Genomic DNA, 26,267 nt, shown 5'->3' on the forward strand with positions numbered 1-26,267 from the left:
GTCTGGCGAGAGCCAAAGGAAAAATGCCCATGCCTCGTCACCGCATCATCCTGATTCTGGCCTGTCTGATCGCCGCGATTTTCGCCACGGGCCTGGCCTTCCGGGCCGGCGTGTTCAAGTCGGCAAGCGGCCCTGCTGCGGTGGGCGGACCCTTCCAGCTGGTCGACCAGAACGGCGCCCCGACCACTGAAAAGGCCCTGAAGGGCAAGTGGAGCGCGGTGTTTTTCGGCTTCACCTATTGCCCCGACGTTTGCCCCGGCACCCTGCAGGGCCTGGCGGCGGCCACCGACATCCTGGGTCCCAAGAAGGCCGAAGACCTGCGGATCGTCTTCGTCTCGGTCGATCCGGGCCGCGACGACGTGAAGCAGATGAAGGCCTATCTCACGGCCGACTACGTGCCCAAGTCGACGCTTGGCCTGACGGGAACGCCTGAGCAGGTCGCGGCGGCGGCCAAGGCTTACCGCGTCTATTACGCCAAGGTCGGCGACGGTCCCGGCTATACGATCGACCACTCGACGGCGATCTATCTGATGGACCCCAAGGGCCGCTTCCGCACCGTGATCCCCTACAACCTGCCGCCGGAAGACATCGCCCGCCGCATCAACGACGCCATGCGCGAGGGCTGATCCCGGGCGGGCGCGCATCTTCGTTGGACTTTCTTAGGTTTCGCCATGCTATGCTGCGGCGCAACATATTGGATGCGCCATGCTCTACGCCCTTCATGAAGCGGCCTATTACGCCTCCTCCCCCTTGCGCGAAGCGGCCCGCGTCGCGCGCGACTTCTGGGGCTCGCCGCTAAACCCCGCCGCCAACACCGACCTTGGCCGCCGCATGCACGCCGGCGCCGACCTGTTCTCGAACGTCACGCGGCGATACGGCAAGCCGGCCTGGAATATCGACACCATCAAGGTCGGCCAGGTCGATGTGCGGGTGCGTCCCACCGTGGTCTGGGAAAGCCCCTGGGCCCGGGTCATCCAGTTCGACCGCGACATGGCCGACATGCGCCGGGCCGGGAAGTTCAGCCTCGATCCCGCCGTGCTGATCGTCGCGCCCCTCTCGGGACACTACGCGACGCTGCTCCGGGGTACGGTCGAGGCCTTCCTGCCCGACCACGCGGTGTTCATCGTCGACTGGGTCAATGCCCGCGAAGTCTCGATGCTGGAAGGCCGCTTCGACTTCCACGACTATATCGATCACATCATCCAGATGCTGGCCGTGCTGGGGCCGCGCCCCAATGTCGTGGCCGTCTGCCAGCCCGGCCCGCCGGTTCTGGCCGCCGCCGCCCTGATGGCCGCCGACAATCACCCCTCGCGCCCGGCCAGCATGACCTTCATGGGCTCGCCGATCGATGCGCGCCTGTCGCCGACCGTGACCAACAACCTGGCCGAGGAAAAGCCCTTCGCCTGGTTCCAGTCCAACATGATCTACACCGTGCCGCCGCCCTATGTGGGCGCGGGCCGGCGGGTCTATCCGGGCTTCGTTCAGCTGGCCAGCTTCATGAGCATGAACAAGGCCAAGCACCAGGAAGCCCACAAGCGCTACTTCCAGGACCTGGTGAAGGGCGATGGCGACAGCGCCGACAAGCACCTGGAATTCTACAACGAGTACCTGTCGGTCCTGGACCTGACCGAAGAGTTCTACCTGCAGACCATCGACATCGTCTTCCAGCAGCACCTGCTGCCCAAGGGCGAGCTGATGCATCGCGGCAAGCTGGTGCGGCCCGACCTGATCACCGACATCGGCCTGATGACGGTGGAAGGCGAGAACGACGACATCTCGGGCATCGGCCAGACCCAGGCCGCCCACGGCCTGACGCCCAACCTGCCCGACGACATGAAGACCGACTATGTCCAGCCCGGCGTTGGTCACTATGGCGTCTTCAACGGTCGCCGGTTCCGCGAGGAGATCTATCCGCGCGTGCGGGCGTTCATCCGCAAGAGCGATCCCAACTTCCCCGACGAGGCCTGACCGCGCCGCCTGCCTTGCATCGTCGTCGTCTAGACGCGATGTAGGGGCATGGGTCTGTTTACCGCTGCTCAGCGCTTCTCCGACGGCGACCGGCTGGACGTGGCCGGCTGCCCCGTGCGGCTGAAGGTCGACGGACGGGCCCGGCGCATTTCGCTGCGGGTCGATCGCGCGAGGTCTGAAGTGGTGGCCCTGGCCCCCAATCCGCGCCGGCTCTCCGAAGCCGTCGCCTTCGCCCACGAAAAGTCCGCCTGGATCGCCGGTCAACTGGCCGCCCTGCCAGGGCGGATCAGCGTCGCGCCGGGCGGAATCCTGCGGCTCTACGACAAAGCTTACAGGCTCGAGGTCGGCCCCGGTCGGGCGCGCATCGACGGCGATCGGCTGGTCGCGCCCGACGACGCCAACTGGGGGCTTAAGGTGCTGCGGCTGGCCAAGCGCGAGGCCCTGACCGTGCTGACCGACCGCACCGCCATCCACGCCCAGGCCCTGGGCCGGCCTATGCCGTCGGTGGCGGTGGCCGACCCCAAGGCGCGCTGGGGCTCGTGCCGGGCGGCGCGGCCCGGAACGCCGGCCGCCATCCGCTACAGCTGGCGCCTGATCCTGGCTCCGGCGGCGGTGGCCGACTATGTCGCCGCCCATGAATGCGCGCACCTGGTCGAGGCCAATCACGGGCCCAGGTTCTGGGCGCTGTGCGAGCGGCTGGTGGGCGATCCCGCCCCGCACCGGGCCTGGCTACGGGCGCATGCGGCCGAGCTGCACGCGATCTCGGCCTGAGGTCATCCCGGGCGACCACGCCGCTCCGGGATGACGGGAGCCGGGCGTCTATTGGTCCAGCATCACCTCGGCGATCTGCACGGCGTTCAGGGCCGCGCCCTTGCGCAGGTTGTCGCCGGTGACGAACAGGGCCAGGCCGTGGGCCACGGTGGGGTCGGGGCGGATGCGGCCGACGAAGACCGGGTCCTGACCGGTCGCGGCCAGCGGGTTGGGCACATCGTCCAGCACCACGCCCGGCGCGGCGGCCAGCAGGGCGGTAGCCTGCGCCACCGAGATCGGCCGCTCGAACTCGGCATTGATCGACAGCGAATGGCCGGTGAACACCGGCACGCGCACGCAGGTAGCCGACACCGGCAGGCCTGGGATCTCGAGGATCTTGCGGGTCTCGTCGCGCAGCTTCAGCTCTTCCTCGGTGTAGCCGTCTTCGGCCAGCACATAGTTCAGCGGCACCACATTATAGGCCAGGGGCACGGCCCACTTCTCGGGCGGGGGCAGGGCGACGGCGTCGCCGCTCAGGGCCAGGCCCGCCACATCGCCCTTGGCGCCGGCGGCCAACTGCTTGGCCAGCACCTCGATGCCGGCCACCCCGCCGCCCGAGGCGGCCTGATAGGTGCTGACCGTCAGGCGCTTGAGGCCGGCGGCCTCGTGCAGGGGCTTCAGGGCCGGCATGGCGGCCATGGTGGTGCAGTTGGGATTGGCGACGATGCCCTTGGGGATGTGGCGCAGAGCATGCGGATTGACCTCCGACACCACCAGCGGCACGTCGGGATCGCCGCGCCAGGCCGAGGAGTTGTCGATCACGATCGCCCCGGCCGCGGCGGCCTTCGGGGCCAGGAGGCGCGAGGTGTCGCCGCCGGCCGAGAAGAACACCAGGTCCAGACCCGCGAAGTCGGCCGTTTCGGCGTTCTCGACGGTGATCTCGCGGCCCTGGAACGCGATCTTCGTCCCCGCCGAACGGGGCGAGGCGAACAGGCGCAGGGACGCCAGCGGGAAATCGCGCTCGGCCAGTAGCTCGCGCATCATGCCGCCCACCAGACCGGTGGCGCCGACGACGCCGACATGCGGGGGATTGGATCTGGAAAACTTGAAGCTCACGGGGGTACGTCTCCTGGAAAGTGCGGAGGCGCGGGGAGCTGTCAGGTCTCTTGGAAAGTGAGAGCCGCCCCGCGCATCGGCGGGGCTGAGTTCGGGATGCGGACTAGATCGCGCACAGACCCGAAGACGCCCCACCGAAGCGGGTCGTTTTTGGGGTCATAATAGTGGTCGCGGCGATAGTCATCGGAGGGGTTTCTAGCGGTGAAGGTAGGCGGCGTAAAGGGCGGGTTTCCTTCTCCCCTTGCGGGAGAAGGTGTCGGCGCAGCCGACGGATGAGGGGTTGAAAGACCTGTCCGGATAGGGCGGGGCGACCCCTCATCCGCCCCCGGCCTTCGCCGGGGCCCCCTTCTCCCGCAAGGGGAGAAGGGGTGGGCGTGTCGGAGGACCGCCTCCGCCCCTAACCCGCCGCCCCCAACCGCTCCCACCCGTCAAAAAACGGAAACCGCTCCGCCCAGAACCCCGTCAGCCGAGGATCGGCGTCCACCCGCCGGACCACCTCCGCCATTCTCGGCGCCGCCTCGTAGAACCGCACCCGCCTCGGTCCCCAGCGGCTGATCACCGCGACATAGAGGTCGAGCACGGTCATCTGGTCGCCCAGCAGGTACCGCCCTGGCGTCAACTGGCTCTCCATCATCGCCCAGCAGTTGGTGATGCGGTCGGCGGTGGCGGCTTTCACCTTCGCCTGCATTTCTGCGTCGTCGCCGACCAGCCGCGAGGGATCATCGCGCACCCAGAACAGGCTGTAGATCGAAGCCGGGATGAAGGTCATCCAGCGCAGGAACTGGGCGCGTTCGGGGGCGTCGAGGGTGGGGGACAGGCCCGCCTGCGGATGGCGGTCGGCCAGCCAGATCAGCATGGCGGCGCTCTCGGTGATCGTCTCGCCGGCCGGGGTGACCAGGGCCGGGATCTGCTTCAGCGGGTTGACCACGGCCACCTTGGCCTGCTCGGACTCGCCTTCCCAGGTCGGCGCCTCTATGATCGCGTAGGGCTGCCCCAGCAGGGTCAAAGTGGCTTCGACAGGCACGGAACCCGAGCCAAGCGCGCCGTAAATGGTGTATGCTGCGTTAACCATCGATTAGCAATCTACCCACAACATGTTGTGTGCTGCGACCAACTGACCACTAGATGAACCTGTTGGCTGCGGTACGAAGAGAGCCTAACTCGTCCGTCCGATTCGTGTCCGCCCGTCCCTGGAGCCGCTGCCGATGTCCGCCAAGCTTATCACCCTTCCTGGCCTCCTGACGCCTTCGGCAGCCTACAAGCCCTTCCGCTATCCGTGGGCTCACGAGTTCTGGAAGAAGCAGCAGCAGGTCCACTGGATGCCCGAAGAGGTGCCGCTGGGCGAGGACCTCAAGGACTGGGCCGTCAAGCTCAATGACAAGGAACGGAACCTGCTGACGCAGATCTTCCGCTTCTTTACCCAGGCCGATATCGAGGTCGCCGACAACTACATGGAGCGCTACGGCCGGGTGTTCAAACCCACCGAAGTGAAGATGATGCTGTCGTCGTTCGCCAATATGGAGACCATCCATATCGCGGCCTACGCCCTGCTGCTCGAGACCATCGGCATGCCGGAAAGCGAGTTCGGGGCCTTCCTCGAATATGAGGCTATGCGCGACAAGCACGACTTCATGCAGAAGTTCGGCGTCGAGACCAATGCCGACATCGCCCGCACCCTGGCGATGTTTGGCGGCTTCACCGAGGGCCTGCAGCTGTTCGCCAGCTTTGCCATGCTGATGAACTTCCCGCGCTTCAACAAGATGAAGGGCATGGGCCAGATCGTGTCGTGGTCGATCCGCGACGAGAGCCTGCACTGCGAAGGCATCATCAAGCTCTACCACGCCTTCAACGCCGAGACCGGCGCGGTGACCAAGGCTGTGGCCGACGACATCGTCGACTGCTGCAAGACCGTGGTGGCCCTGGAGGACAAGTTCATCGACCTGGCCTTCGAGGCCGGCGAGGTCCAGGGCATGACCCCGGAAGACATCAAGCAATATATCCGCTTCATCGCCGACTGGCGCCTGCGCCAGCTGCAGCTGCCGGAAGTCTATGGCATCAAGGAAAACCCGCTGCCGTGGCTGCAGTCGCTGCTGAGCGGCGTCGAGCACGCCAATTTCTTCGAGGCGCGGTCCACCGAATATTCCAAGGCCGCGACCCGGGGTCAGTGGCATGGCGGCGAAGGCGTGTGGTCCAGCTTCGAACAGCTGATGGCCAAGCGTTCGGAGCCGTCGCTGCCGGCGGAATGATTTTTCGCAACGTGACGTAGGAAACGCCGCCCTCTATCAGGGCGGCGTTTTCGTTTTGGAGTCGCCGCCATGACCACCATCGCCCTGATCGGACCCGGCGCGGTCGGTGGAACCATCGCCGCGTGGCTGGCCCAGAGTCCGGCCCTGTCGGTCACGGTCTGCGCTCGCACCCCGTTTGACGGCCTGGAAGTCCAAACGCCCGGCGAGGTGATCACGGCCGCTCCCACGGTGCTGACCGATCCGGCCAAGGCCCGTCCCGTCGACTGGGTGCTGATCGCCACCAAGACCTATGACACCGCTTCGGCGCAGGGCTGGCTGGACGCCCTGGTCGGGCCACAGACCCGGCTGGCCGTGCTGCGCAACGGGGTCGAGCATGTCGAGCCGTTCCTGGAGCGCCTGCCGGCCGACCGCATCGTGCCGGCGGTGGTCGACATCCCCGCCGAGCGCAGTGCGCCGGGCCGCATCCTGCAGCGCCGCGACGGCTGGATCCAGGTTCCGGACGACGCGGCCGGCCGCGCCTTTGTGGCCCTGTTCGCCCACACCCCCATCGCGGTCTCGACCACGGCGGACTTCACGACGCAGGCGTGGAAGAAGCTGGCCCTCAACTGCGCCGGGGCGGTCAACGCCCTGGTGCTGAAGCCGGCGAGCCTGGCCCATGACGAGGGCGCGGCCCAGGTGATGCGGACCCTGGTGGCCGAATGCGTGGCCGTGGGCCGGGCCGAGGGCGCGGACCTGCCCGACGACCTCCCCGACGCCGTGATCGCCGGCTATCGCGGCGCCGCGCCGGACTCGGTCAATTCGCTGCACGCCGACCGCCTGGCAGGACGGCCGATGGAGCTGGACGCCCGCAACGGCGTGATCGTGCGCCGCGGCGCCCGGCACGGCATCCCCACCCCGGCCAACGCCATGGTGGTGGCGCTGATCAAGGCGGCGGCCGCTGCCTAGAGTCTAGGGCCGGTCCTTCTTGGGGATGGCGGCGATCTCTTCGGGCGTCAGCTTGGTGATGGTCTTGGCGCGGATGGGCATGGCGAAGCCCATGCCGTCGGAGACCCGCAGGTCAAGATCGATGGGATGGCAGACCCGGTCGCTGCCGCGCACCACACTGACGATATGCGTGCCGGCCGAGCCCAGCTGGTTGGAGCCGCTGGTCAGGTCCAGGCGATAGACGTCCTTGTTGCGGACCTTCATGTACAGCACATCGCGGCGTGGCGAGCTCCAGCCATGCCAGTCTGACAGCGAGAAGCAGGGCGGGCGTGGCTTGGCTTGCGCCGGAGCGCTGGTCTGGGCGTGGGCCGTCGAGGCGAGCAGGCCGGCGGCCGTCAGGGCCATGAGGCCGGCGCGAGTGACAGGCATGATCTTGCGCATTTTTGTCATCCTAGTCAGCCCCCTGACCTGAAGATTGGGCTTTGGCGGGCCCATGTCAACGGTCTTGTGCAGTAATTACTGAATAGGGCTGCGCGGCCGAACGGAAACGGCCCGCCTCGGGGTGCGAGGCGGGCCGTCTGTCGTGTCGATAGGGCCGGTTTGGCGCGAGGATCAGGCCTTGGCCGGCTCGGCGTCGTCTTCGGGCATGTCGTCCAGTTCGCCTTCCCATTTGGCGACCACGGCGGCGGCGACGCTGTTGCCGACCACGTTGGTGGCCGAGCGGCCCATGTCCAGCAGGTGGTCGACGCCCAGGACCAGAGCGATCCAGGCTTCCGGCAGGCCGAAATAGGTCAGGGTGGCCATGATCACCACCAGCGAGGCGCGCGGCACGCCGGCGATGCCCTTGGAGGTCACCATCAGCAGCAGCAGCATGAAGATCTGCTGGGCCACGGTCAGCTCCACCCCGTGCGCCTGCATGATGAACATGGTGGCGAAGGTGCAGTACAGCATCGAGCCGTCGAGATTGAACGAATAGCCCAGCGGCAGCACGAAGCTGACGATGCGGCGGCGCACGCCCACCTTGGGCAGGCTGTCGAGGATGCGCGGATAGGCGGCTTCCGATGAGGCGGTCGAGAAGGCCAGCAGGGTGGGGTCGCGGATCACGCCAAACAGCGGGATCACCCGCTTGCCCAGCACGGCGGCGCCGGCCAGGAACAGCAGCAGCCACAGCACGCCCATGGTGGCGTAGAAGCCCAGCACGAACTTGCCATAGGTGGCCAGCATGCCCAGGCCCTGGGTGGCGATGGTCGAGGCCAGGGCCGCGAAGATGGCCAGCGGGGCCAGCTTCATGACAAAGCCCGTGACCTTCAGCATGATCTGGGCGGCCTGTTCGACCAGTTCCAGAACCTTGGGCGCCTTGTCGTCGAGGGCCGCGACGGCGGTGCCGACGAACAGCGAGAAGACGACGATCTGCAGGATCTCGTTCTTGGCCATGGCGTCGAAGATCGAGGTGGGCACCAGATGGGTGATGAAGCCCTTGAGGGTGAAGGCCTCGGTGGTGGCGGTGGTCTTGGCGCCGACGATGTCCATGTGGGCCATGTTCAGGCCCGCGCCCGGATCCAGCAGGTGAACCATCAGCAGGCCCAGCACCAGGGAGACGGCCGAGGCGCCGATGAACCAGGTCATGGTCTTGGCGCCGATGCGGCCGACGGCGGCGGCGTCTTCCATGTGCGCGACGCCGGCCACCAGGGTCGTGAAGACCAGCGGGGCGATGATCATCTTGATCAGGCGCAGGAAGATGTCGGTGATGATCGACAGATTGCCGGCGGCGGCCTTGGCGGCGACCGGATCAAGGAACTGGTTGCAGGCCCAGCCCACCGTGACCCCAAGGACCATGGACGCGATGATCAGATAGGCGAAACGCTTGTTCATGAAGCTCCCCTCGGGCGCCGCGCCGCACGGCGCAAGCAGTCTTTTCAGCTCTGAACTGTCCGACGAAGCGCGAGCATGAACCCGCCATGGCCCGCCTCAGTCTTGAGCATGTCCGTCCTTGTGGCCGACGCGCGCGGGTTCGTCCATGCCCTTCGCGCCTGCGAAGGGGGCAGTCTCGCCAATGTCGCGAAACATCGCTATAAGAGCCCATGTCAAACCAAGAAAAAGCAATCGCTGTCGTTGAACAGCTGAATCAGGAATACGAGCGCGCCGTGGGCGCCCTCCGGACCGCCCTCAAGGCCTATCTCGAAACCGGCGCGCGGCCTGATCCGCAGCAGCGTTTCGACGGGACCTTCGCCTATCCCGAACTGCGTCTGATCTATGATCCCGAGGCCCTGCCGCCCAAGCTGGCGCGGTCCTATGCCCGGGTCAGCCGTCCCGGCGTGTATGCGACCACGGTCACCAAGCCCAATCAGTTCAAGGACTATCTGGTCGAGCAACTGACCCTGCTGCTCAATGATTTCGACGTCGAGATCGAGGTCGATCGCTCGCGTCAGGAGATCCCCTATCCCTACGTGCTGGACGCCAGCATCGACCTCAACCAGGCCGATGTGCGCTCAGAAGACATCGCGCGGTTCTTCCCGACCACGGACCTGGCCTTCATCGGCGACGAGATCGCCGACGGCGTCTGGGACGCGGCCCTGGAAGAGACCCGGCCGCTGGCCCTGTTCGACGGCCTGCGCACCGACTTCTCGCTGGCCCGTCTCAAGCACTACACCGGCGCCCCGGCCGAGGACGTGCAGCAGTTCATCCTGTTCACCAACTATCACCGCTATGTCGACGAGTTCGTCCGCTGGGGCATCGAGCAGTTGGCGGAGCCGGGCACGCGCTATGAGGGCCTGTCGTGCTCGGGCGGGCTGATGATCACCGCCGAAACCGCCAATCCCGACTTGGCGGTGGCCGAGTCGACCTGGCGCAAGCACCAGATGCCGGCCTACCACCTGATGGGCAAGGGCGGCACGGGCATCACCCTGGTCAATATCGGCGTCGGCCCGTCCAACGCCAAGACCATCTGCGACCACCTGGCCGTGCTGCGTCCGCAGGCCTGGCTGATGATCGGCCACTGCGGCGGCCTGCGCGACACCCAGACCATCGGCGACTATGTGCTGGCCCACGCCTATCTGCGCGACGACCACGTGCTGGACGCCGTGCTGCCGCCGGAAATCCCGGTGCCGTCGATCGCCGAGGTGCAGCGCGCCCTGTATGACGCCTCGAAAGCCATCAGCGGCGACAGCGGCGACCAGCTGAAGAAGCGCCTGCGCACCGGCACGGTGGTCACCACCGACGACCGCAACTGGGAGCTTCGCCACAGCCTGTCGGCCCTGCGCTTCAACCAGAGCCGCGCCGTGGCGATCGACATGGAGTCGGCCACCATCGCCGCCCAGGGCTATCGCTTCCGGGTGCCGTACGGGACGCTGCTGTGCGTGTCCGACAAGCCGCTGCACGGCGAGATCAAGCTGCCGGGCCAGGCCAACGCCTTCTACGAGCGGGCGATCAGCCAGCACCTGCAGATCGGGATTTTGACCTGCAAGCTGTTGCTGGACGAGGGCGCCAACCTGCACTCGCGCAAGCTGCGGGCGTTTGACGAGCCGCCGTTCAGGTAGATCCTCCCCCTCTGGGGGAGGTGGCCCGGAGGGCCGGAGGGGGCTAGCGCGGCCTATGCCCAGATGGCCCCCTCAGTCGCTCCGCGACAGCTCCCCCAAAGGGGGAGCATCTGCCCCTAAGCCTCCTCCACCCACGCCTTGATCAACTGATGCGCAATCGCCAGGGCCGGCGGGGCAAACACGCCGTCCAGTTCGCCCTTGATCAGCGCCCCGGCTTCTTCCTTGGTGAACCAGCGCACCTCTTCCAGCTCGGTCTGGTCCGGCCGAGCGTCGTCGCTGTCGACCTGGGCGATCAGGCCCATCATCAGCGACGAGGGCCACGGCCAGGGCTGGCTGGAGTGGTAGCGCACCGAGGTGGCCGTCAGGCCGGCCTCTTCCATCAGTTCGCGGGCGCAGGCTTCCTCGATGGTCTCGCCGGGCTCCAGGAAGCCGGCCAGGGCCGAGAACATGCCGGGCGGCCACAGGGCCTGGCGACCCAGCAGGCATTTGTCTTCGTGCACCGCCAGCATGATCGCCACCGGGTCGGTGCGCGGGAAATGCTCGGCCTTGCAGGCGGGGCAGATGCGCTTCCAGCCGCCGTCACCGACCTCCGAGGGCTGGCCGCAGGCGCTGCACCAGCGATGGCGGCGGCGCCATTCGAACATCGAGCGGGCGGTGGCCAGGATGCCGGCGTCGGCCTGCGGCATCGAGGCGGCGATCCCGCGCAGCTCCTCGAACCGGCCCAGACCCTTCAGCGGCCCCTCGGCCGGATCGGCATTGCCGTCCAGGTCGACGGCGAACACCGCGATGTCTTTCCATAGGCCCAGGAACAGCAGCTTCTCGCTGCCGCCGGCCAGCTCCTGGGCCATGTCGGCGCGCAGATAGGCGATCTGGGCTCCGGTCGGCTGGCCGTCCTCGCCCAGCACGTCCTCGACCAGGGGCTTGCCGTTCCACACCGCCACGGCCAGCGAGCCGGCGTCGGCCAGTTTCTCGGCCAGCCAGGACGGGTCGCTGCGTCGCTCGCTTGAGCGGTCCAAAGGGTTGCCGGCGAAGGTGTTGGTGATGATCGAAAGGGCCATGCGATTTCTGTAGCCCAGCCGAGAAGAGTCGTCACGACGTCGCACGGACTTGCATCGTCCGTCATGAGTCGCGATATAGGCCTCGGAGATCGGTGACGGGCGGAGCCCTCGCCAATCTGGTCAGGGCCGAGAGGCAGCAGCCACAACGAGCCAAGCTTCGGGTCGTCCGCCGGTCTCCACCTTTTCCCTTAAATCTGTCAGCAGATCGCCGCCGGGCTCTACCGAGCCTTTTGCTGGGCGCTCTGGCGCACTAGAGTTGTCGCCATGGCCGACCACGACGACCTCACAGCCGATTCCGCGCCGCCATGGGAAGAAGAGCCCGCCGAGCGGGACGCCAATACCGCCGACATCTTCGGCGCGCCGCCGGTTGAGCCCCCGGCCGCTGCGGTCGTCGCCGCGCCGCGGCCGGTCGCTGTCGAAGCCCCGAGCGATCCGGATGCGGCCTATACCGTGCTGGCCCGCAAATATCGGCCGCGCAACTTTGAGGACCTGATTGGCCAGGAGGCCATGGTCCGCACCCTGGCCAACGCCTTCTCCAGCGGCCGCATCGCCCACGCTTTCATGCTGACCGGCGTGCGGGGGGTGGGCAAGACCACGACCGCCCGCCTGCTGGCCCGCGCCCTCAACTACGAGAGCGACAACGTCCATCAGCCTTCTGTCGATCTGACGGTCGACGGCTATCACTGCCGCTCGATCATCGAAGGCCGGCACATGGACGTGCTGGAACTGGACGCCGCCTCGCGCACCAAGGTCGACGAGATGCGCGAGCTGCTGGACGGGGTGCGCTACGCCCCGGTCGAGGCGCGCTATAAAGTCTACATCATCGACGAAGTGCACATGCTGTCGACGGCGGCGTTCAACGCCCTGCTCAAGACGCTGGAAGAGCCGCCGCCGCACGCCAAGTTCATCTTCGCCACCACCGAGATCCGCAAGGTGCCGGTGACCATCCTGTCGCGCACCCAGCGCTTCGACCTGCGCCGGGTCGAGCCGGACGTGCTGGTCAAGCACTTCGACAGGATCGCCGCCAAGGAGGGCGCGCGGGTCGACGCCGACGGCCTGGCCCTGATCGCCCGGGCCGCCGAGGGTTCGGTGCGCGATGGCCTGTCCCTTCTCGACCAGGCCATCGTCCAGGCCGATCGTGGGGCCACGGTCTCGGCCGCCGTGATCCGCGACATGCTGGGCCTGGCCGATCGCGGCCAGACCATCGCCCTGTTCGAGGCCGTGATGAGCGGCAAGCCCGCCGACGCCCTGGAAGGTTTCCGCGCCCTGTGGGGCTTCGGGGCCGATCCGGCGGTGGTGATGCTGGATCTGCTGGACCATTGCCACGGTTCGGCCGTGGCCAAGGCCCTGGGGCCCGACGCCCTGACCCTGCCCAAGGAGCAGGCCGCGCGTCTGGCCGCTATCGGCGCCCATACCTCGGCCGGCACGCTGTCGCGCCTGTGGCAGATGCTGCTGAAGGCCCATGACGAGGTGCGCCGCGCGCCCGACGCCATGGCCGCCGCCGAGATGGCCCTGATCCGCCTGTGCTATGCGGCCGATCTGCCCGGTCCCGAAGAAGCCCTGAAGGCGATGCGCGACGGGACCTCCGTCGGCGGCGGCGCGCCCGGCGGCGGTTCATCGGGCGGCGGCGGCGGCTCCGGCGGCGTCAGCGCCCAGATCGTTTCAATGGCCTCGCCGGCGGCCCAGGCCATGCCTGTGCTGGCCTCGTTCGACGATGTGCTGGCCCTGATCGCCGCCAAGCGCGACATCGGCCTGCGGCTGGATGTCGAGCAATTTGTCCGTCCGATCAGCTTCCGGCCGGGCGCCATCACCTATGAGGCCGCCCCCGGCGCGCCCGGCAATCTGGCCGGACGTCTGGTGCGGGCCCTGAAGGAATGGACCGGCCAGCCCTGGCTGGTTGCCGCCGAGGGCGGCGGCGGGGCCGAGACCCTGATGGAGCGCCAGAAGCGCGAGGACCGCGAGGCGATGGCCCAGATCAAGGCCGACCCCTTCGTGGCCGCCCTGCTCAGCGCCTTTCCGGGCTCGGAGCTTGAGGTCCGCAAGATCCCTGGCCCCGAACTGGCGCCGATCGAGCCGGACGAGGTCGAGGACTGATTTCTCCCTTCCCCCTTGATGGGGAAGGGTTGGGGATAGGGGTGAAAGCCTTTCAGGATGCGGCTCGGCCGAGTTGAAATCGTCCGGCGGTGTCACCCCCACCCCTGCCCCTCCCCCATCCAAGGGGGAGGGAACGCGCTAGACTTGGAGACGTGAGATGAAAGACCTCGGCGGCCTGATGAAGCAGGCTCAGGAGATGCAGCAGAAACTGGCCGACGCCCAGGCGCGGCTGGCCGAGACCCTGATCGAGGGCGCCTCGGGCGGCGGCATGGTCACGGTCACGCTGAAGGGCACGGGCGAACTGGCCAAGGTCAGGATCGACGAAAGCCTGGTCGCGCCGGGCGAAGGCGAGGTCATCGAGGACCTGATCGTGGCCGCTCACGCCGACGCCAAGCGAAAGCTCGATATTACCCAGGCCCAGCTGATGCAGGACGCCGCCGGCCCGATGGCCGGGATGATGGGCGGCCTGCCGGGCATGAAGTTCTAGGACCCCCCCTTCCGTTGGAAGGGGATTTTCAAGGAAAAGAATGGCCGCTTCCGCCGGACCCGAGATCGAGCGCCTGATCGCCCTGCTGTCCAAGCTGCCGGGGCTTGGGCCGCGTTCGGGCCGGCGGGCGGCGCTGGCGCTGCTCAAGAAGCGCGACACGCTGCTGGCGCCGCTGACGGCGGCCATGGTCGACGCCCAGGCCAAGGTGCGCACCTGCTCGGTTTGCGGGTCTCTGGACACCACCGAGCCCTGCGCCGTGTGCGCCGATGAGACGCGCGACGGCCGGCTGATCTGCGTGGTCGAGGAGGTCGGCTCGCTGTGGGCCATGGAGCGCGGCGGTCAGTTCAAGGGCCGCTATCACGTGCTGGGCGGCCTGTTGTCGGCTCTGGACGGGATTGGACCCGAGGCGCTGCGAATCGGCGAGCTTCTGGCGCGGGTGGCGGGCGGCGAAGTGGTCGAGGTGATCCTGGCCCTGCCGGCCACGGTGGATGGCCAGACCACGGCGCACTATCTGGCCGATCGCCTGGCCCATTCGAATTCAGGTGTCTCGGTGACGATGCTGGCGCGTGGGGTCCCGGTCGGCGGCGATCTGGACTGGCTGGATGACGGCACGATCGCCCAAGCCCTGAGAGCCCGGCGCCCCGCCTGAAGCCTAGAGCATTTTTCGATCCAAATGGATCGGTGAAATGCTCTAGTCTTTTGTTTTAACGCACTTTCTAACGACGAGCCGGCGCCCACTTCGTCGGAAAATGCTCTAGAGGATCGTGCGGATCGCGAAGGCCAGGCCGACCCAGAAGGTCAGACTGAAGCCGACCATCGCGATGCGGCCCCAGGCCAGGCGCGGCGCGGCGATCTTGCGAGCGGCGCTGACGGCCGGCGCCTGTTCAAAGCTGATATAGGCCACGGTTTCCTCCATCGCCTCTCTGTCGGAGGCTCAATGCGATCACGTCAGAGCCATGCAACGCCCTGGACGCTTAACCAACCCTTACGGTGGTTCGCGGACAGGCGTAACGCGTCAAAGCGCCCCATGCCAGCGGCCGAGATGGAATCTTTTACCTTCTTTGAGTAAAGCTTCCCGGATAAGAAGGTTAATTCAACCTAAATTGCCTCAGTTTATACAATTCTATCCCAATGGTGGCGAAGGCTTCGCGGGCTCGCCGTCCGGACCATCGACGGTCGGCGCCCAGCGCTCGGCCTGGCTGGCGCCCGAACCGCTGTCGGTGTGGCGGACGATGTCGGCGATATCGAGAGACTCGGTCTCGGCAGCGGTATGGGCCCCGATCTCGAACTCGACATGTTGCGGATAGAAGGCCAAGCGGCCGCCGATTCCGCCGACGGCGGGATAGGGGTCCTCATAGGACCACACGGCGTTGTCGATCAGCTTGCCGTCGCGATAGATCGAGAAATAGGCCGCAGCGCCCTTGTAGGGACAGTGGGTCACCTTGTCGGTGCGGCGTAGGAACACCATCCGAACGTCTTCGCGCGGAAAATAGCGCACCGGCGGATAGCCGGCCTCGCGCAGCACGACCACGTCGCCGCTGTCGGCGATCTCGTGGCCCTCGAACAGCACGCGCACGCGCGCCGGTTCGCGCTCGATCGTGATCGGATGGCTCTCGTCAGGCGTCTTCATCGGTTTTCTCCCGCGCGTGGAATGGGCGTGCTTGCTTAACGCCCGAGACGCGAACTCGGCTACCGGCTGGCAAGCCATTGCTTGTTAAACGCATTGTCGCGTGATCTTCTCCCCGCGAACTGGGGGAGGCGAGGGTGAAACGACCGTAACGGCCGCCCCGACCCCTCATCACGTCAAGGTTAGTGTATGAACATCGTTATCGCCCTGGGCATCCTGGTCACCCTTGTGACCGGCATTCCCGTGCTCATCCAGCTTCTCCGACAGCACCCAAAGGGGCTGCTCATCCTGTTCTTTGCCGAGATGTGGGAGCGTTTCTCCTATTACGGCATGCGGGCTATCCTGATCTTCTATCTCACCCAGCACTTCCTCTTTGAGCCCAAGGCCGCCTCGGCCCACTACGGCTCCTACACTTCGCTGGTCTACCTGCTGCCGCTGATCGGCGGCTTCCTGGCCGACAAGTATCTGGGCACCCGCAAGGCGGTCGCGTTCGGCGCGATTCTGCTGGTGGCCGGCCATCTGACCATGGCCATCGAGGGCAAGCCCGCCGTCCAGACCCTGACCTATCAGGGCGCGACCTACGAGTTCCAGGCCGAGGGCCGGGGACAGCAACTGGTCGCCAAGCTGGTCGTCGCCGGCAAACCCTATGACGTCGCCGCCACCAAGACCGGTGATTTCGAGGTCAAGGGCCTGCCCGCCGACGCGCCGCTGCCGGCCGTTCTGGCCAAGGCTGACTACAAGCTGGACGTGAAGGGTCGCGACCCGCTGTACCTGAACATCTTCTGGCTGGCCCTGTCGCTGATCATCGTCGGCGTCGGCTTCCTCAAGCCCAACATCTCGACCATCGTTGGGCAGCTGTATCCGCAGGGCGATCCGCGCCGCGATCCGGGCTTCACCCTCTATTATTACGGCATCAATCTGGGTTCGTTCTGGGCCTCGATCCTGTGCGGCCTGCTGGGCGTCACGGTCGGCTGGTGGGCGGGCTTTGGCCTGGCCGGGATCGGCATGCTGGCCGGCTTCGTCGTCTTCGTGCTGGGCAAGCCGCTGCTGATGGGCAAGGGCGAGCCGCCGGAACCCAAGGCCCTGAAGGCCAAGGTGGTCGGCCCCATCGACCGCGAGATGGTGATCTACGCCCTGTCGCTGGTCGGCGTGGTCGGCGTCTTCTTCCTGGTGCAGCGCAACCCCGTGGTCGGCGCGGCCCTGATCGCGGGCATCGCCGCCTCGCTGGGCTACATCCTGTGGTTCATGTTCGCCAAGTGCGGCAAGGAAGAGCGTGAACGCCTGGCCCTGGCCGTGTTCCTGATCTTCGGCGCGGTGGTGTTCTGGACCCTGTTCGAGCAGGCCGGCTCGTCGCTCAGCCTGTTCGCGGCCACCAATGTCCAGCTCGATCTGGTCCAGGCCCCGGTCCAGTGGTTCGGCGGCGCGGTCACCCTGGCCACGTCAGAGCAACTGGTTGCGGCCGGCATCGACAAGGCCTCGACCTTCTGGATCAACACCAGCTTCAACGCGCCCCAGACCCAGGCCCTGAACGCCGGCTGGATCCTGATCTTCGCCCCGGTCTTCGCCTTCCTGTGGACCTGGCTGGGCAAGCGCGGCCGTGACCTGAACCCGGTGGTCAAGTTCGGCCTGGCCCTGATCCAGGTCGGGGCGGGCTTCCTGGTGCTGCAGATCGGCGCCACCTTCGCCGACGGGGCCTTCCGCCTGCCGTTGGTCTTCCTGGTGGTGATGTACATGCTGCACACGACCGGCGAGCTGTGCATGTCGCCCGTCGGCCTGTCGCAGATGACCAAGCTGTCGCCGCCCACCGTGGTGTCGTTCATGATGGCCGTCTGGTTCCTGGCCGTGGCCATCGCCCAGTATATCGGCGGCATGATCGCCGGACTGACCACCACCGAAACTGTCGGCGGCCAGGTGCTGGATCCCGCCGCCGCCCTGGCCACCTCGCTGGAGGTGTTCAACGTCATCGGCCTGATCGCGATCGGCATCGGGGTGCTGTTCCTGGTCCTGTCCCCGTGGCTGAAGAAGTGGTCGCACGGCTCGGACGACACCGACGCCGCGCCCGTGGATAGCGCCACGAAGATCCACTAGGGATCTCCGCAAACACGAAAGGCCCCGGAGCGATCCGGGGCCTTTTTTGTTGGGCTCTGCGTGAGCGGTCACGCCATGCCAAAAAGCTTGTCATTCCGGCCCCTCGGGTCGCGCGAAGTGCGCGCCCAAGGGTAAACTCCGCGAAGCGGAGAGCCGGGACCCAGCGGCCGATGCGCTGCGGCCGCCCCTGGGTCCCGGACAGCCTCTGCGAGGCTTCCGGGATGACAAGGGTTTTGATCTGTTCCCTAAACCGCCGTGCCGCCCACCGTCAGGCCGGTGATCTTCAGCGACGGCTGGCCGACGCCGACCGGCACGCCCTGGCCCGACTTGCCGCAGACGCCGATGCCGGGGTCGAAGTCGAAGTCGTGGCCGATCATGGTCACCTTGGTCAGGGCGCTGGGCCCGTCGCCGATCAGGGTGGCGCCCTTGACCGGGGCGGTGATCTTGCCGTCCTCGACCAGATAGGCCTCGGTGCACTGGAAGACGAACTTGCCGTTGGTGATGTCCACCTGGCCGCCGCCGAAATTGGCGCAGTAGAGGCCGCGCTTCATCGAGGCGATCATCTCGGCCGGATCGTCCTTGCCCGCCAGCATGCCGGTATTGGTCATGCGCGGCAGAGGCATGTGAGCATAGGACTGGCGGCGACCGTTGCCGGTGGCCTGCATGCCCATCAGCCGGGCGCTCATGCGGTCGTGCATGTAGCCCACCAGGATGCCGTCCTCGATCAGGATGGTGCGCTCGGTGGGGGTGCCCTCGTCGTCGATGGTCAGCGAGCCGCGACGGCCCGGCAGCGAACCGTCGTCGAACACGGTCACGCCCTTGGCCGCCACCCGCTCGCCGATGCGGCCGGAGAAGGCTGAAATGCCCTTGCGGTTGAAGTCGCCTTCCAGGCCGTGGCCGACGGCCTCGTGCAGCAGGATGCCGTTCCAGCCGCAGCCCAGCACCACGTCCATCTCGCCGGCGGGGCAGGGGATGGCGTCCAGATTGACCAGGGCCTGGCGCAGGGCCTCGTCGACCTGATGCTGCCACCGGTCGGGGCTGATCCAGGCCGAAAAGCCAGCGCGACCGCCGGCCCCTGACGAGCCGCTCTCGCGCTTGCCGTCCTTCTCGACGGTGACCTGTACATTGACGCGCACCAGCGGGCGGACGTCGCGCACCAGCTTGCCGTCGGCGCGCAGGATCTCGATCACCCGGCGCTCACCGGCCATCGAGGCCATCACCTGGACGACGCGCGGATCGCGGGCCCGGGCGAAGGCGTCGATTTCCTGCAGCAGCGAAATCTTGTCGGAAAAGGCGGGTGAGGCGAGGGGATCGTCTTCGCCGTACAGCCGCTCGTTGGTCGAACGCGGCCCTTCGGCGCTGACGCCGGCATAGCCGCGCTTGGCGAGGCTGGCCGAGGCGGCGGCCCGGCCGAGGGCGGCCTCGGAAATCTCGGCGGCGTGGGCGTAGCCGGCCGTCTCGCCGGCCACGACGCGAAGGCCGAAACCCTCGCCCGAATCATAGGAGGCGCTTTTCAGGCGGCCGTCGTCGAAGACGAAGGCCTCGCTCTCGGAGCGCTCGATAAAGAGCTCGCCGTCATCGGCGCCGGCCAGGGCCTCGCCCAGGATCTTGCGGGCGCGGTCGGGATCGACGCCGGCGGCGTCAAGCAGGGAGGGGGCGGAGATCGGAGCGTTCATGCGCTTACAGGTAAGCGTTCAAAGCGCGTCCGTCACCCCGCCCCCTTGTCGTTAGTAGTTGTGATGCACGGAACCCGAACCGCTGATCGTGCTGGTTTCGCTGACGGGTTGGCGGCGCAGGCTGACGTCGCCGCTGCCCGAGATGGCGATCTTGACCGTGTTGCTGGTCGAGATATCGGCGTCGCCGCTGCCGGAGAGGGCGATATCGGCGTTCAGCGCCTGCAGTTCGTCGAGCTCGGCGTCGCCCGATCCCGCCGTGGCCACGACCAGGCCCGTGGTCTGGCCGGAGGCGTTGATGTCGCCGCTGCCATTCAGCGCCAGGGTCAGGGCCGGTTGATTGTAGCCCTGGATCGCCAGATCGCCCGAACCGTCCAGCGTGAAGCTGCTGACGTTGGGGGCGGTGACGACGATCCGCGTCTGATCGGCGTTGCTGTGAAAGCGGATGCCGTTGCGGTCGATGGTCAGGCTGTCGGCATTGAGGTCGTAGTGATCGCCGTCGCCCTCGGTCAGGCTGATGCGGCCTTCCTCGACACGCAGGCGATCGACGACGGCCCTGGGGCCCCGGATCTCGACCCCGGCGACCGGACCCTGCACATAGGTCACGTCGATGGGCAGGTCGATCGTCAGCGTCTCGCTGGTCCAGGCCAGCTGGCGCGAGACGATCGGCGAGGCCTTCACGCCGCTGATATCCACATGACGGCTCCGGAACTCGCCGTCGCCGACATGGTCGAAGGGAATGGTCCAGCCGTCCTTGAGAATGACCGGACCGGCCAGGGCGGCGACGCCGGCGAAGCTGCCGAGCATCAGCACGAAGCTGGCTCCGCCGATGATGAGCGCATTACGGATCATGACGGGCCCCTCAGCCTTGGTTTTCGATGGCCGGCTTGAGCAGCCGGAAGTGCAGGCGGCCGTACCAGACGACCGCGTTGAAGAGGCCCACCGTGACGATGGTGAGCAGGGCGCCCAGGAAGGTGGCGCCGGCCATCAGGCCCACACCGGCCAGCAAGGCCGTCAGCGGCCCGCCCGGAGGCGCGGCTAATGGTCCCATGGCGAAGACGAAGCCGCCCGAGACGAACAGGGCGACCACGGCGACCAGGAAACCGAACAGCGCCGCCAGCACGCCCATCAGCATGGGCAGCAGGAACATGATGTCGATCGCCCCCAGGCCGATCAGGGCGATGATCGCCGCGCCGGCTGCAGCGGGGTTCTTGGCCTCTTCCCAGCGCTTCAGGCCCGCATCGGCGCGCAGCTCGCGGGCCAAACGGTCGGGATCGCCCAGGGCGGCGGCGGCTTCGGCCTCGCTGCGGCCTTCGGCCATGGCGTCGGCGAAGTGCGCCTCGTGATCGGCGACGATGTCGGCGATCGTGGTGGCGGGCAGACCGGCCAGACCCCGGCGCAGCCGGGACATGAACTCGATACGGGTCATGCGGCGGCTCCCAGGATGTCTTCGACGGCCGAGGTGAAGGCGGCCCATTCGGTCTTCTGCTGCGTGAAGCTGGCGCGGCCAGCCGACGTCAGGCGGTAATATTTGCGCGGCGGGCCGCTCTGGGATTCGACCAGATAGGTCTCCACCAGGCCGTCCGACTGCATGCGGCGCATCAGCGGATAGATTGTTCCCTCCCCCATATCGATGTCCTTCGCGAGCTTGCTGGCGATCTCGTAGGCATAGCTGTCGCCCTTCGACAGCAGGGCCAGCACACAGAGCGCCAGCACGCCTTTCTTCAGTTGTATTTCAATGGCTTCCGGCACTTGGTCCTCGCCTCGGTTGATGCACTCTTCTACGGCAAGGTACTGAGCGGTGCAAGGTACCTGTCAATGAACGTTACGTAATGATCCGGAGGCCTGCGGCCGTGGTTATTGAAAGCTGTTCGCAGCTGGATACCCGAACCGTTGCCAAGGAGGGTTTCCCGGGGGTTTCAGGCGCTTGGCAACCGCTGGCGATGCGCGTATGCAGCCAACAGAATGGTCAGTTGGGCGGGCGCGACCGCGACTCATTATCTGGAGTCGATTGCGCGATACCGTGAGCCTGACTGTAATGTGCATGTCGGCGCGACGTGACGTTGATCAAGGTCAAATGATCGACGTCAAATAGGCGCTGAAACGGGCCGTGAGGGATATGAAGGCGCAATTTCAGGGGTTTCGGCGGGTTCTGACGGGCGCTAGCGCCCTCGCCGCCATGACGGTTTTCGCGGGGCAGGCCCTGGCGCAGGACTTGATGGGTCAGCCGACCCCGGGGGCGATCGATCTTCAGCCCGCCGCCTCGTCGCTGAAGCATGAGGCGATCTGGTTCCACAACGTGATCCTGATGCCGATCATCACGGTCATCACCTTGTTCGTGCTGGGTCTGATCATCTGGATCGCGATCCGCTACAACAAGAAGGCCAACCCGATCCCGGCCAAGTTCAGCCACAACACCACCATCGAGATCGTCTGGACGGTGGTTCCTGTGATCATCCTGATGGTGATCGCGATCTTCTCGTTCCGGCTGCTGTTCGCCTATAACGACATGCCCAAGCCGTACATGACGGTGAAGGCCACGGGCTACCAGTGGTACTGGGGCTATGAATATCCCGACCAGAAGATCAGCGAGGAAATCTCCCTGCCGCTGACCCAGGCCGAAGCTGTCGCCAAGAAGGTTCCTTACCTGCTGGCTGCAGACAAGCCGCTGGTCGTTCCGGTCAATCAGGTGGTCCGTGTGCAGGTCACAGCCGCCGACGTGATCCACGCCTTCGCCCTTCCGGCCTTTGGCCTGAAGACCGACGCCATCCCCGGCCGCCTGAACGAAACCTGGTTCAAGGCTGAAAAGGTCGGAACCTATTACGGCCAGTGCTCGGAACTGTGCGGGGTTGAACACTCCAACATGCCCATCGAGATCAAGGTCGTGACCCAGGCCGAGTTTGACGCCTGGGTGCAGTCCAAGACCGCTCCGCCTGCGGCCGCCCCCGTCGCCGACGCCGCCGCTCCGGCCGCTGTCGCGATCCCGGCCGCCGCTCCCGCCACCGTCCCGGCCGCGGCTCCCGCCGCGCCGGCGGTCTAAGACTTAGATTGCAGGATTAGTCCGATGGCTCACGCCGCAGACATTGATCACCACGACGCGCACGGCGCCGACGACAAGCCGCCCTTCTTCCAGCGCTGGTTCTTCTCGACGAACCACAAGGACATCGGCACCCTCTACATCCTGTTCGCCATCATGGCCGGGATCGTGGGCGGCGCCCTTTCGGGCCTGATCCGCTGGGAGCTGATGGAGCCGGGCGTCCAGGTGTTCTCCGACACCGGCATCCTGGGTCTGTTCAAGGGCAAGCACGGCTACAACGCCGTCGTCACCGCCCACGCCCTGATCATGATCTTCTTCATGGTCATGCCGGCGATGATCGGCGGTTTCGGCAACTGGTTCGTCCCGATCATGATCGGCGCGCCGGACATGGCCTTCCCGCGGATGAACAACGTCTCGTTCTGGCTGTTGGTCGCCGCCTGGGTTCTGCTCTGCCTGTCGATGTTCGTCGACGGTGGTCCGGGCGCGGGTTTCGGTGGCGGCTGGACGATCTATCCGCCGCTCTCGACCATCGGTCACAAGGGTCCGGCCATGGACCTGGCGATCCTGGCGCTCCACCTGGCCGGCGCTTCGTCGATCCTGGGCGCGATCAACTTCATCACCACGATCTTCAACATGCGCGCGCCGGGCATGACCCTGCACCGCATGCCGCTGTTCGCCTGGTCGGTGCTGATCACCGCCTTCCTGCTGCTACTGTCGCTGCCCGTCCTGGCCGGCGCCATCACCATGCTGCTGACCGACCGTAACTTCGGCACCCACTTCTTCGACCCCGCCGCCGGCGGCGATCCGGTGATGTTCCAGCACCTGTTCTGGTTCTTCGGTCACCCGGAAGTGTACATCCTGATCCTGCCAGGCTTCGGCATCATCAGCCACATCGTCTCGACCTTCTCGCGCAAGCCGATCTTCGGTTATCTGGCGATGGCCTATGCCATGGTCGCCATCGGTTTCGTCGGCTTCGTCGTGTGGGCGCACCACATGTACACCGTCGGTATGAGCATCAACCTGCGCGCCTATTTCGTAGCCGCCACGATGATCATCGCGGTTCCGACCGGCGTGAAGATCTTCTCCTGGATCGCCACGATGTGGGGCGGTTCGATCAGCTTCAAGACGCCCATGCTGTGGGCGATCGGCTTCATCTTCCTGTTCACGGTCGGCGGCGTCACCGGCGTCGTCCTGTCCAACGCCGGCATCGATTACAGCCTGCACGACACCTATTATGTCGTCGCTCACTTCCACTACGTGCTGTCGCTGGGCGCCGTGTTCGCCATCTTCGCCGGCTTCTTCTACTGGTTCGAGAAGATGTGGGGCGTGAAGTACAACGAGTTCCTGGGCTGCGTGCAGTTCTGGATCATGTTCGTCGGCGTCAACCTGATCTTCTTCCCGCAGCACTTCCTGGGCCTGCAAGGCATGCCGCGTCGCTATGTCGACTATCCGGAAGCCTTCGCGAAGTGGAACTACGTCTCGACGGTCGGCTACGCGATCACGGTCGTTGGCGTGGTGGTGTTCCTGATCATCCTGATCGAGGCCGCCATTCGTCGTCGTCCGGCCGAGGCCAATCCGTGGGGCGAAGGCGCCACCACCTTGGAATGGACCCTGTCGTCGCCGCCGCCGTTCCACCAGTTCAGCGAGCCGCCGGTGATCCGCGAAGACGGCCACCACTAGGCCTGACGCCTGAATTGAAGCCTGCGGGGGCGCGGTCTGGACCACTTAAGGGTCCGGGCCGCGCCCTTCGCCCATCCAGACCGCTATAATCAGAATTCGATGTCGAAGATCGCCGCCATGACCCCGGAAACCGCCCCGCCGCAGACGACGCCCGATGTCGCCCGCTGGCAGGACTTCTTCCAGCTGCTCAAGCCCCGCGTCATGTCGCTGGTGGTGTTCACCGGCCTGACCGGCCTTCTGGCCGCCCGCACGCCCATGCACCCCGTACTGGCCGCCGTGGCGGTGCTGTGCATCGCCGTCGGGGCCGGGGCCTCGGGCGCCCTGAACATGTGGTTCGACGCCGATATCGACGGCCTGATGCGCCGCACGCGCGGCCGCCCCGTGCCGTCGGGCAAGGTGCGCGGCGACGACGCCGCCGCCCTGGGCGTGGTGCTCAGCCTGCTCTCGGTGATGCTGCTGGGCATGGCCGTCAACTGGCTGGCGGCGGGTCTGCTGGCCTTCACCATCGTCTTCTATGCCGTGGTCTACACCATGTGGCTCAAGCGCTGGACGACCCAGAACATCGTTATCGGCGGACTGGCCGGCGCCCTGCCGCCCGCCATCGGCTGGGCTGCGGCCACGGGCTCGGCCCCGCTGAACGCCTGGCTGATGGTGGCCATCATCTTCTTCTGGACCCCGCCGCACTTCTGGGCGCTGTCGCTGTACATCACCACCGACTACGCCAAGGCCGGCGTGCCGATGCTGCCGGTGGTCAAGGGCGCCAAGGCCACCCGCCTGCAGATCCTGATCTACAGCCTGATCCTGATTCCGGTCTGCCTGCTGCCGGTGCTGACCGGTCTGGGCGGCCCGCTGTATCTGGCGGTCGCCGGCCTGGGCGGCGCGGTGTTCCTGCTGCTGGCCTTCCGGGTGTTTCTCAGCAAGGCCGGTGACGCCGCCGATCCGCGCGCCGCCGACCGCGACCTCTATGAGGTCACTGATGACGGCACGTCTTCGCCGGCCGCAGCCGCCGGCGCCAAGGCGGCGCGCAATCTGTTCGCCTTCTCGATCCTCTATCTGTTCGCCATGTTCGCAGCCCTGCTGGGCGAAGCGGTCTTCGGCGTCAAAGCCCTGGAGCTTTTGCGATGAACAAGCCTGTCGAGCACGACCCCGCCGCACGGGCCCGCAAGGGGCGCAATATCGCCCTGGGCCTGGGCCTGATGGCCTTTGTCATTCTGATGTTTGTGGTCACTGTCGTGAGGCTCGGCGCCAATGTCGCAAACCGTCCCTTCTGATCCCGGCCCGGCTGAATCCGGCCCCCCTGATCTGGGCAAGGCTCCGCTCAAGGCGCTGAAGCCCGTCAAGGACCTGGCGGCCCGCCGCAACGCGCGCGTGGGCCTGCTGTGCGCCGCCGCCTTCTTCGGCATGATCGGGGCGGCCTACGCCTCGGTGCCGCTCTACAAGCTGTTTTGCCAGATGACCGGCTTCGACGGCACCGTGCGCAAGGCCGATCTGGCCCCGACCAAGGTGCTGGACCGCAAGGTCAAGATCCGGTTCGACGCCAATATCCGCAACCTGCCCTGGGATTTCTCGACCGAGCAGGTCAGCCAGGATATCCGGATCGGCGACACGGGCCTGGCGTTCTTCAAGGTCACCAACCGCAGCGACCAGGCCATGACCGGCCGGGCGATCTACAATGTGGTGCCCGAACAGGCCGGGCCCTACTTCCAGAAACTGGAATGTTTCTGCTTTTCCAACCAGACGATCCAGCCCGGCCAGACGATCGAGTTTCCCGTCGTCTACTTCGTCGATCCGCAATATGTCGATGATCCGGAGACCAAGGGTAAGGGCGAGATCACCCTCTCCTACACCTTCTTCCCGGCGGTCGAGGACGACTCCGGGAAAAAACTGGTGGCTTCTACGACGCCGCGTATAGTTCAACCCCTTGGCGGCGCGCCGTCGAGAGGGCTATAGCGTTCATTATGGAGCGTTGCAGCGGGGGGACTC

General features: G+C 66.5%; 26 protein-coding genes and 1 other RNA gene. 16 read left to right on the plus strand and 11 right to left on the minus strand.

The features are described 5' to 3' along the window. Positions 1-29 precede the first annotated feature (29 nt). The 3 genes from ACW176_RS07385 (at position 30) to ACW176_RS07395 (ending at position 2,739) form a co-directional block, all read left to right on the plus strand. Entirely contained in the window at positions 30-626 is a 597-nt protein-coding gene (locus ACW176_RS07385; protein ID WP_492111455.1) for an SCO family protein, read from the plus strand. 79 nt (positions 627-705) lie between these two features. After that, positions 706-1,968, plus strand: coding sequence for a polyhydroxyalkanoate depolymerase (locus ACW176_RS07390; RefSeq protein ID WP_492058425.1), 1,263 nt, complete (start codon positions 706-708; stop codon positions 1,966-1,968). A gap of 48 nt (positions 1,969-2,016) precedes the next feature. Further along, positions 2,017-2,739 (plus strand): M48 family metallopeptidase, encoded by a 723-nt coding sequence (locus ACW176_RS07395; protein ID WP_492111456.1) that lies wholly within the window; start codon positions 2,017-2,019, stop codon positions 2,737-2,739. Positions 2,740-2,787: 48 nt separating this feature from the next. Here ACW176_RS07395 and ACW176_RS07400 read toward each other — a convergent pair whose 3' ends face one another. Beyond that, complete coding sequence (locus tag ACW176_RS07400) at positions 2,788-3,834, minus strand: aspartate-semialdehyde dehydrogenase (RefSeq protein WP_492111457.1); 1,047 nt, start codon at positions 3,832-3,834, stop codon at positions 2,788-2,790. A 397-nt stretch (positions 3,835-4,231) separates the two neighbouring features. Continuing rightward, positions 4,232-4,906: a glutathione S-transferase family protein gene (locus tag ACW176_RS07405; RefSeq protein WP_492111458.1), complete on the minus strand. Its 675-nt coding sequence runs from the start codon at positions 4,904-4,906 to the stop codon at positions 4,232-4,234. Between the two features lie 133 nt (positions 4,907-5,039). Here ACW176_RS07405 and ACW176_RS07410 point away from each other — a divergent pair, with 133 nt between their 5' ends. Together ACW176_RS07410 and ACW176_RS07415 are read left to right on the plus strand one after the other, a co-directional pair. Beyond that, positions 5,040-6,080, plus strand: a complete 1,041-nt coding sequence (locus ACW176_RS07410; RefSeq protein ID WP_419319712.1) for a ribonucleotide-diphosphate reductase subunit beta — start codon at positions 5,040-5,042, stop codon at positions 6,078-6,080. 69 nt (positions 6,081-6,149) lie between these two features. Next, complete coding sequence (locus ACW176_RS07415; RefSeq protein WP_492111459.1) at positions 6,150-7,025, plus strand: 2-dehydropantoate 2-reductase; 876 nt, start codon at positions 6,150-6,152, stop codon at positions 7,023-7,025. Positions 7,026-7,028: 3 nt separating this feature from the next. Here ACW176_RS07415 and ACW176_RS07420 read toward each other — a convergent pair whose 3' ends face one another. Next, on the minus strand, positions 7,029-7,445 hold the full coding sequence (locus tag ACW176_RS07420; RefSeq protein WP_492111460.1) for a DUF6491 family protein: 417 nt from the start codon (positions 7,443-7,445) through the stop codon (positions 7,029-7,031). A gap of 171 nt (positions 7,446-7,616) precedes the next feature. Then, positions 7,617-8,876 (minus strand): dicarboxylate/amino acid:cation symporter, encoded by a 1,260-nt coding sequence (locus ACW176_RS07425; RefSeq protein ID WP_492111461.1) that lies wholly within the window; start codon positions 8,874-8,876, stop codon positions 7,617-7,619. A 209-nt stretch (positions 8,877-9,085) separates the two neighbouring features. On the opposite strand from ACW176_RS07425, the gene ACW176_RS07430 reads away from it, so the two are divergent. Then, entirely contained in the window at positions 9,086-10,540 is a 1,455-nt protein-coding gene (locus tag ACW176_RS07430; RefSeq protein ID WP_492111462.1) for an AMP nucleosidase, read from the plus strand. 116 nt (positions 10,541-10,656) lie between these two features. Here the strand turns inward: ACW176_RS07430 and nudC are convergent, their stop codons facing one another. Next, positions 10,657-11,598, minus strand: a complete 942-nt coding sequence (nudC, locus tag ACW176_RS07435) for an NAD(+) diphosphatase (RefSeq protein ID WP_492111463.1) — start codon at positions 11,596-11,598, stop codon at positions 10,657-10,659. 87 nt (positions 11,599-11,685) lie between these two features. Here nudC and ffs point away from each other — a divergent pair. From ffs to recR, 4 genes are all read left to right on the plus strand, one after another. After that, an RNA gene (gene ffs / locus ACW176_RS07440) (signal recognition particle sRNA small type) lies at positions 11,686-11,776 on the plus strand. 86 nt (positions 11,777-11,862) lie between these two features. Further along, positions 11,863-13,692 carry a DNA polymerase III subunit gamma/tau gene (locus tag ACW176_RS07445; protein ID WP_492111464.1) on the plus strand — a complete coding sequence of 610 codons (1,830 nt, stop codon included), beginning with the start codon at positions 11,863-11,865 and terminating at the stop codon, positions 13,690-13,692. A gap of 157 nt (positions 13,693-13,849) precedes the next feature. After that, complete coding sequence (locus tag ACW176_RS07450; protein WP_419253054.1) at positions 13,850-14,179, plus strand: YbaB/EbfC family nucleoid-associated protein; 330 nt, start codon at positions 13,850-13,852, stop codon at positions 14,177-14,179. Positions 14,180-14,219: 40 nt separating this feature from the next. Further along, positions 14,220-14,828: a recombination mediator RecR gene (recR, locus tag ACW176_RS07455; RefSeq protein ID WP_492058415.1), complete on the plus strand. Its 609-nt coding sequence runs from the start codon at positions 14,220-14,222 to the stop codon at positions 14,826-14,828. 105 nt (positions 14,829-14,933) lie between these two features. Here the strand turns inward: recR and ACW176_RS07460 are convergent, their stop codons facing one another. Both ACW176_RS07460 and ACW176_RS07465 read right to left on the minus strand, forming a co-directional pair. Next, on the minus strand, positions 14,934-15,095 hold the full coding sequence (locus ACW176_RS07460) for a hypothetical protein (RefSeq protein WP_492111465.1): 162 nt from the start codon (positions 15,093-15,095) through the stop codon (positions 14,934-14,936). A 207-nt stretch (positions 15,096-15,302) separates the two neighbouring features. Continuing rightward, entirely contained in the window at positions 15,303-15,809 is a 507-nt protein-coding gene (locus ACW176_RS07465; RefSeq protein WP_492111466.1) for a DUF427 domain-containing protein, read from the minus strand. Positions 15,810-15,995: 186 nt separating this feature from the next. On the opposite strand from ACW176_RS07465, the gene ACW176_RS07470 reads away from it, so the two are divergent. Next, positions 15,996-17,894 carry a peptide MFS transporter gene (locus ACW176_RS07470; RefSeq protein WP_492111467.1) on the plus strand — a complete coding sequence of 633 codons (1,899 nt, stop codon included), beginning with the start codon at positions 15,996-15,998 and terminating at the stop codon, positions 17,892-17,894. Positions 17,895-18,139: 245 nt separating this feature from the next. Here the strand turns inward: ACW176_RS07470 and tldD are convergent, their stop codons facing one another. From tldD to ACW176_RS07490, 4 genes are read right to left on the minus strand one after another with little or no spacing between them, the layout of a single operon-like run. Continuing rightward, on the minus strand, positions 18,140-19,570 hold the full coding sequence (gene tldD, locus ACW176_RS07475; RefSeq protein WP_492111468.1) for a metalloprotease TldD: 1,431 nt from the start codon (positions 19,568-19,570) through the stop codon (positions 18,140-18,142). A gap of 51 nt (positions 19,571-19,621) precedes the next feature. Beyond that, positions 19,622-20,419 carry a GIN domain-containing protein gene (locus ACW176_RS07480; RefSeq protein WP_492111469.1) on the minus strand — a complete coding sequence of 266 codons (798 nt, stop codon included), beginning with the start codon at positions 20,417-20,419 and terminating at the stop codon, positions 19,622-19,624. 10 nt (positions 20,420-20,429) lie between these two features. Beyond that, positions 20,430-20,996 carry a DUF1700 domain-containing protein gene (locus ACW176_RS07485; RefSeq protein ID WP_419319729.1) on the minus strand — a complete coding sequence of 189 codons (567 nt, stop codon included), beginning with the start codon at positions 20,994-20,996 and terminating at the stop codon, positions 20,430-20,432. Continuing rightward, the gene (locus ACW176_RS07490; RefSeq protein WP_492111470.1) at positions 20,993-21,319 is read right to left on the minus strand and encodes a PadR family transcriptional regulator; all 327 of its coding nucleotides are present in this window, start codon (positions 21,317-21,319) and stop codon (positions 20,993-20,995) included. Before ACW176_RS07490 ends, ACW176_RS07485 begins: the two co-directional genes overlap by 4 nt. A gap of 367 nt (positions 21,320-21,686) precedes the next feature. On the opposite strand from ACW176_RS07490, the gene coxB reads away from it, so the two are divergent. From coxB to ACW176_RS07515, 5 genes are all read left to right on the plus strand, one after another. Continuing rightward, the gene (gene coxB, locus ACW176_RS07495; RefSeq protein ID WP_492111471.1) at positions 21,687-22,607 is read left to right on the plus strand and encodes a cytochrome c oxidase subunit II; all 921 of its coding nucleotides are present in this window, start codon (positions 21,687-21,689) and stop codon (positions 22,605-22,607) included. Between the two features lie 24 nt (positions 22,608-22,631). After that, entirely contained in the window at positions 22,632-24,284 is a 1,653-nt protein-coding gene (gene ctaD / locus ACW176_RS07500; RefSeq protein WP_492111472.1) for a cytochrome c oxidase subunit I, read from the plus strand. A gap of 99 nt (positions 24,285-24,383) precedes the next feature. Next, positions 24,384-25,409, plus strand: a complete 1,026-nt coding sequence (cyoE, locus tag ACW176_RS07505; protein ID WP_492111473.1) for a heme o synthase — start codon at positions 24,384-24,386, stop codon at positions 25,407-25,409. Next, positions 25,406-25,555 (plus strand): cytochrome c oxidase system small membrane protein, encoded by a 150-nt coding sequence (locus ACW176_RS07510; RefSeq protein WP_492111474.1) that lies wholly within the window; start codon positions 25,406-25,408, stop codon positions 25,553-25,555. The genes cyoE and ACW176_RS07510 overlap by 4 nt, the downstream gene beginning before the upstream one ends. Beyond that, on the plus strand, positions 25,533-26,234 hold the full coding sequence (locus ACW176_RS07515) for a cytochrome c oxidase assembly protein (RefSeq protein WP_492111475.1): 702 nt from the start codon (positions 25,533-25,535) through the stop codon (positions 26,232-26,234). The genes ACW176_RS07510 and ACW176_RS07515 overlap by 23 nt, the downstream gene beginning before the upstream one ends. Positions 26,235-26,267: the final 33 nt, after the last annotated feature.

This window comes from Caulobacter sp. FV1ye13L, assembly GCF_058681155.1.